Here is a 6305-nt window from a genome sequence, read left to right as displayed (position 1 = left end):
TCCAAGTCGCCAGGCTCACCACCACAGTGAACCCGACAGCGCCAGTCACGGCGCTACGCGCCATGCCTGGCGCACCATAAAAAGGCCACCCCTAGGGGTGGCCTTTTTTGTTGCGGATAGCGCCTAGGATCAAATCGAGAAACGCGCCACCAATGTATTCAAGTCCACCGCCAGGCGCGACAGCTCCTGACTGGCTGCACTGGTCTGATTAGCCCCGGCCGAAGACTGCATTGACAGGTCGCGGATATTCACCAGATTACGATCCACTTCACGAGCCACCTGCGCCTGCTCTTCGGAGGCACTGGCGATCACCAGGTTACGTTCGTTGATTTGCGAGATAGCTGCGGTAATTTCTTCCAGCGCCTGGCCGGCGGCCTTGGCTACATCCAGCGTCGAACGCGCCCGATTGTTACTGGTTTGCATGGCATTAACCGCCTTGTCGGTGCCCTGCTGAATGCCGCTGACCATTTGCTCAATCTCTTGAGTCGATTGCTGAGTACGGTGCGCCAGGGCACGTACCTCATCGGCCACTACGGCAAAACCGCGCCCTGCTTCACCGGCTCGCGCCGCTTCAATGGCTGCGTTGAGTGCGAGCAAGTTGGTCTGTTCGGCAATGGAACGGATCACGTCCAGCACTTTGCTGATATCGCGTACCTGACCAGCCAACTGCTCGACTTCCGAAGCGGTATGAGTCACGTCATCAGCCAAACTGGTGATCGAGTCGACAGTCTGACGCACCTGCTCGCGACCATGCTGAGCCGTGCGATTGGACTCACTGGAGGCTTCCGAGGTGCTCACGGCGTTGCGCGCCACCTCTTCCACGGCGCTGGTCATTTCATTGACTGCCGTAGCTGCCTGCTCGATTTCGTTGTTTTGCTGGTGCAGACCGCGGGTCGAATCCTCGGTCACCGCACTGAGTTCCTCTGACGCCGAGGCCAGTTGCGTAGATGAGTCGGAGATATTCTGAATGGTACTGCGCAGACTCTGCTGCATACTTTTCAAAGCACCCAGCAAACGTGCTGGTTCATCCGAGCCCAGCACATCAATTGGCTGGGTCAAATTACCGCTCGCCACTGTCTCAGCAACCCTAACCGCTTCGGTGAGCGGGCTGACAATACTGCGGGTCAGGAGCAACGCCAGAGCCACAGTCAAGCACAGCGCCAGCACTATCATCACGACCACCCACAAGCGCGCGCTGGCAAATATCTCATCGGCCAGATGGGTCGCAGCACTAGCACCCGTACGGTTAAGTTCTAAAAGCTCGACAAGGGCCTTAGCCATGGTGTCGGCGTAGCCATTTATCGGCCCATTGAACAAAGCCGCAGCACTATCCAGATCACTCTGGCGCACCGCTGCGATGACCTTTTCCTGTTCTTCCAGATACGCCTTTTCGGCCTGCCTGAAGCGCTCGTAGACAGTCTCTTCTTCTGCGTTAGAAATTAGCTTTTGATAGGTGCTTTCCGATTCAGTCAATGATTTCCGGAGTTCTTCAGCGTTTGCAAGGCTCGTACGCATCATGGCTTCATCACTGATGATTACTAAGCGCATGGTCAGCGCCCGAAGACGGAGAACCTGCTGGTTAATCTCACCGAGGCTCAAGATGCTGGGTAACCAATTTTCGTTTATCTGCTGCGACTGCTTGCGCATTTCGCCCATCTGCTGCAAAGAAAAGCTGCCAAGTAGCAGAACCAGTACTGCAACCAAGCCGAACCCGAGCGACGCCCGAGGGGCGATATTGAGGTTTCTGAGATTCATCGAGGCAGTCCCTTTTTAATATTTAGTTGAAGTGTCAGCCGCACAAAGTCTTTAGATTTAAAGTCGCCCCGCAACATGACGAAAGATGTAACTAACCATACTAGCGACTGAAATACGGGTTTCTTTAATTTAGACAATAAAAAGCCGAGCATGGGCTCGGCTTTGCAGGTATCACTCTAGTCTATAAACGCACGATAAACCGCTGTTCTAACAATTTCCGGTCATCCTGAAACACCATAAAGCGCCACTCGCCGGGCACCACTTCATGCGCTTCAGTGAACTCGAATGCCATTACATCTTGCGGCGCACCGGGCACCAACTTTTGCGTCACCACAAATTTGTCATGACGCTTACCGTCCGGCGTAACCACCCCTGGCGTGAGGTACAGCAGGGTCAGCGGTGACTCCGTAGCGACCTTACCCGCTAAGGTGTAACGCATACCAAACTTGGTACCCAGCTTGGCCGGAATCACTTCAGTGGGCTCGATTTGCTGATTACTGCGGGTCAGCACTCGCTCACCGGCCTGGAAGTCCTGATAATCGCTGGCGAAAACACCGTGCTCGACCGGGCCGTCTACCCGAACTTCGGCCTGTGCCAGGCTGCTGATCAACATAAGTGCGGCTAGGCTGCTGAAACGGCTGTATTGCATGTCGCGCTCCTTTTTTAGATGAGTGCGAGCCTATGACACCTGTGTGACAGCGCGATGACAGAGTTACTCAGTAAGCTCGGCCTGCACACGACGCGGCAGTACCGCGAGGAAGTTATCGCGTGCCACTTGATGCGCGACTGTCTCTGGCAAAGCATCGAGAAACGGTTTAAAGCCGTTCATATAGTCAGCCAGACCATCAAAACGCCCCACCACATCGGAGCCCAGCATAAAGCGCGCCGGGTAGCTGCTGACCAACTTCACCCAGGCCGGATCAGGCTCGCCGTCAGCATTCAACAAATAAGGCCTGAGCATGGTCCAGGACAGGTCGATATACAGGTTGGGGTACTGCTTGAGCATTCGTTCGAGGGTAGGCAAAAGGAAATCCAGCTTTTCCTGGTGCCGATGAATTTCCATGCTTGTTCCAGCATGCGCCCAGATAAACCGTACATGCGGATGGTTGCGCAGCGGCTCCTCGATTTCCTGCAGATACAGCGGGTTACGTTCACGCTTGGAGGTGATATTGGAATGCAGCATCACCGGCAGATCGTACTCAGCGGCCAGGTGAAAAACCCGCGCCAGGGCCTCGTTGTTGGCCCGAGGGACATCGCCATGAATCAGTGCGGTCAAATCGTCATGCCTAGTGAATATCTCGCCGATGCCCTGCCACAGGCCAGGGTCGAGTTCGAGCATGCGACGGATATGTGCGTCGGCATTCTTATCGTTCGGGTTAAAGCCTGAGAGAAATGGATGCAGGCGCTTGCGCTGCTCGGCTGGCACTTGCTTGTAGGCATGCGCTACCAGCACATCGGTGGCGCTGTACCAATAGGCATTGGCATCATCGCCGGCGTAATAACGGGGCCGCTTGGGCTCGTTCTCGTGCCATTTCTTCGCCACCGGAATACCCGAGAGCATCACATGCTCAATATTGCCGGCGGCCATCTGCTCAAACAGTTCGGTCGCCCCGGCGCTTTCCTGGAAAAAATCCACGTAGTGCAGGTGCGCATCGCTGTAGCGATAATCCCGCGCCACAGCCAGCGGGCTGCAAATGCCAACGAGAACAGCAAGACTCAGCGCAAGTCGTTTCAAACCCCAACCCTCTTGAAGACGTGAGTGCAATTGACTCACTACACTGTTGCCAAGTTCAGAAACCAGGATTACAGCAGATACCTTCTGCCCCCATAGTTTCAGCCACAGGAGCTTCAATGATCCGCATCAGTAATGAAAAAGGCCTGCTACAACGCATCAGCATAGGCCCGCATACCCTGCACAGCGATGTCTCGGTGGAACTGGGCGGCGAAGGTTCCGCACCCGATCCGCATGACTTGTTTGATGCATCCTTGGGCGCCTGTAAAGCCCTGACCCTTGCGCTCTATGCCAAGCAAAAAGGTTTGCCGCTGACAGGATTGGACGTGCAACTGACCCGTGATAACACTCATGAACGCCAAGGCGTTTACGGTTTAAATGTCGAGCTGACCATGCATGGTGCCCTGAACGATGCGCAACGCCAGCAACTGCTGCGCATCGCTGACAAATGCCCGATTCACAAGCTGATGACCAGCAGCGAGGTTCAGGTCAGCACTCAGCTAAGCGAGGACGTGTAATGAGCGACTTTCTGCTGATCCAACCGCGCCCGGAAAACCTCGGCGGACAACCTATCCTGCGCCCCCTGCCTTCGGCCAAGTGTCGCAGCGTCGGGCCGTTCGTGTTCTTCGACCATATACTGGAACACACCTACCCGGCCGGCAGCGGCATGAATATCAACCAGCACCCGCATATTGGCCTGTCCACCCTCACCTACCTGTTCGAGGGGCAATTGCAGCACAAGGACAGCCTCGGCTCGAATCAACTGGTCAGCCCCGGCGAAGTCAGCTGGATGACCGCAGGCCATGCTGTAGCGCATGTCGAGCGCACACCGCAGACGCTGTGGGAAAGCGGCTCGCACATGCATGGCCTGCAGGTGTGGTTGGCCATGCCCGCAGAGGATGAGCAAGGCGAACCCAGTTACAGCCATCATCCCGCGAGCAGCTTGCCGCGCAGTACCAGCATGGGTGTAGACATCTGCCTGATTGCCGGCACCGGCTTCTGCCTGCAATCGCCAGTGCCGGTGCCGGTGCTGTCGCCCACTATCTATGCCGAGATCAAGATGACCGCAGGCAGCGCACTACAGATACCCACTGAACATGCCGACCGCGCGCTGTACCTGATTGACGGCGGGGTGACAGTGGACGACCAACAATTGCCGTTACGCGGTCTGCTGGTGCTGCCCGAAGGCGAGACCTACACCCTCAGCGCTTGCAGCGAGAGCCACTTGGTAATGATTGGCGGCGAGCCGATTGGTCCGCGACGGATCAACTGGAATTTCGTCGCCAGTGACCAGCTCCTGATCGACCAGGCGCGTCAGCGTTGGGCCGCACAGGACTGGCCAACAGTGCCGGGCGAAACCGAACGAATCGAACTGCCACGCTGACAGAGAATATTTGTTGCACTCACGCGACATCCAAACAGGTCGCACTCGGGTATAACCCTTGGCACGCTCACACACTCAGGAACCCTGTGCATGGCGCAGCCGCTGTTTGATTACGAAAGCCATCTGGAAGCCTGTGCTCAGCAGGACGAACGCGCATTCCAGGCGCTCTACCAACAGGAGGCCGCGCAGATGCTCGGGTTGGCCATCACTCTGCTCGGCCGTCGTGATCAAGCCGAAGACTGTGTGCACGATGCCTTTGTGCAAGTCTGGCGCAACGCTCAGCGTTTTCAGCGGGCACTTGGCAGCGGTCGCGCGTGGATCTACAGCATCCTGCGCTACCGCGCGCTGAACCAGCTACGCAGCCGGGGTCGCACAGTGGAGCTGGATGACGACTTTATCGAGCGCGCCGCCGACGACAGCCCACAGGCCGCCGAACTGCTGGAGCAACAGGGCGAACAGCAGCAACTACGCCGCTGCCTGCAGGGCATCGAACGCAATCGCCGTCACCCGATCCTGCTGGCCTTCTATCGCGGCCTGACCCATGAACAAATCGCCAACCGCCTGACCACCCCGCTGGGCACCATCAAAGGCCGTATCCGCGCCGGATTACGCGCGCTGCAGGAGTGTTTGCACGCATGATTACGCAGCAACCTGCCGAACGCCGCGCATTAATCGGCGAATACGTCCTGGGCCTGCTCGATGAAGCCGAAGCCGCTGAAGTGCGCGAGCTGATTGAACACGACAGCGAAGCCGCGCAAATGGCCCTGCAGTGGCAGCAGCACTTTCTTGAGCTGAGCGATCAGCTGCCGCCGCAAACACCCTCCGCGCAATTGTGGCAACGCCTGCAGGAAAGCCTCGGCCTGACTCCAGCCGTCAGTCACGTCAACAGCTGGCTGGCCTGGTGGCAGAGCCTGACCACCTGGCGTCTCACCAGCGCCGCCCTGGCCTTTGCCCTGATCATCGCCGTGCTGCCTGATCTATGGCGCACGGATACTGCCGCCAACAGCTACACCGTGGTGCTGCAAGCGCCAGGTGAGGCGGCTAAACCAGGTTGGGTGGTGCATGTCGACGGCACTGGCGGCTTGCGTTTGCAACCATTGTTGGAAGATCAGATTCCGGCCGATCGTTCTGTGCAGTTCTGGACCCTGATTGACCCGGCCATTGGCCCGCGCTCACTCGGCCTGGTCGAACCGGGTAAACCGCTGCAACTGTCTGCCGAACAAATTGGCGCGGTAGAACCCGGCCAGCTGTTCGAACTAACCCTGGAGCCGGCCGGCGGCTCGCCGAAGGATCGGCCAACCGGCAAGGTGCTATATATCGGTCGCGCGGTTATGGCTTCAGTCAACTGAGACCATTTTTTTAAAAAACTGAATTTATTTTCAGGCGGCGACATCCAAACGTTCTCTCGTGGGTATAGCTATCAGGTGTTTCATC

At 57.3% G+C, this 6305-nt stretch carries 7 protein-coding genes; 4 read left to right on the top strand and 3 right to left on the bottom strand.

Features of this window, described 5'->3' with window-relative positions; all coding sequences use genetic code 11:
* Positions 1-129 precede the first annotated feature (129 nt).
* The 3 genes from N1078_RS17390 to N1078_RS17380 form a co-directional block, all read right to left on the bottom strand.
* Positions 130-1755 (bottom strand): methyl-accepting chemotaxis protein, encoded by a 1626-nt coding sequence (locus tag N1078_RS17390; RefSeq protein WP_274089370.1) that lies wholly within the window; start codon positions 1753-1755, stop codon positions 130-132.
* 181 nt (positions 1756-1936) lie between these two features.
* The gene (locus N1078_RS17385; RefSeq protein WP_274089369.1) at positions 1937-2404 is read right to left on the bottom strand and encodes a DUF3859 domain-containing protein; all 468 of its coding nucleotides are present in this window, start codon (positions 2402-2404) and stop codon (positions 1937-1939) included.
* Between the two features lie 63 nt (positions 2405-2467).
* Entirely contained in the window at positions 2468-3490 is a 1023-nt protein-coding gene (locus tag N1078_RS17380) for an amidohydrolase family protein (protein ID WP_274089368.1), read from the bottom strand.
* Between the two features lie 116 nt (positions 3491-3606).
* On the opposite strand from N1078_RS17380, the gene N1078_RS17375 reads away from it, so the two are divergent.
* The 4 genes from N1078_RS17375 to N1078_RS17360 all read left to right on the top strand — a co-directional run bounded on the left by N1078_RS17375 (position 3607) and on the right by N1078_RS17360 (position 6220).
* Positions 3607-4005 (top strand): OsmC family protein, encoded by a 399-nt coding sequence (locus N1078_RS17375; RefSeq protein ID WP_274089367.1) that lies wholly within the window; start codon positions 3607-3609, stop codon positions 4003-4005.
* Positions 4005-4871 carry a pirin family protein gene (locus tag N1078_RS17370; protein WP_274089366.1) on the top strand — a complete coding sequence of 289 codons (867 nt, stop codon included), beginning with the start codon at positions 4005-4007 and terminating at the stop codon, positions 4869-4871. The genes N1078_RS17375 and N1078_RS17370 overlap by 1 nt, the downstream gene beginning before the upstream one ends.
* Positions 4872-4961: 90 nt before the next feature.
* Positions 4962-5510, top strand: a complete 549-nt coding sequence (locus N1078_RS17365; RefSeq protein ID WP_274089365.1) for a sigma-70 family RNA polymerase sigma factor — start codon at positions 4962-4964, stop codon at positions 5508-5510.
* Positions 5507-6220 (top strand): anti-sigma factor, encoded by a 714-nt coding sequence (locus N1078_RS17360; protein ID WP_274089364.1) that lies wholly within the window; start codon positions 5507-5509, stop codon positions 6218-6220. Before N1078_RS17365 ends, N1078_RS17360 begins: the two co-directional genes overlap by 4 nt.
* Positions 6221-6305 lie beyond the last annotated feature (85 nt).

Origin of the sequence: Pseudomonas sp. MIL19, assembly GCF_028680365.1 — a bacterium.
In the GTDB taxonomy this organism is placed as follows: Bacteria; Pseudomonadota; Gammaproteobacteria; order Pseudomonadales; family Pseudomonadaceae; genus Aquipseudomonas; species Aquipseudomonas spirodelae.
Note: the sequence above shows the minus strand (reverse complement) of the source record. Positions and strands in the feature narration are given on the sequence as shown.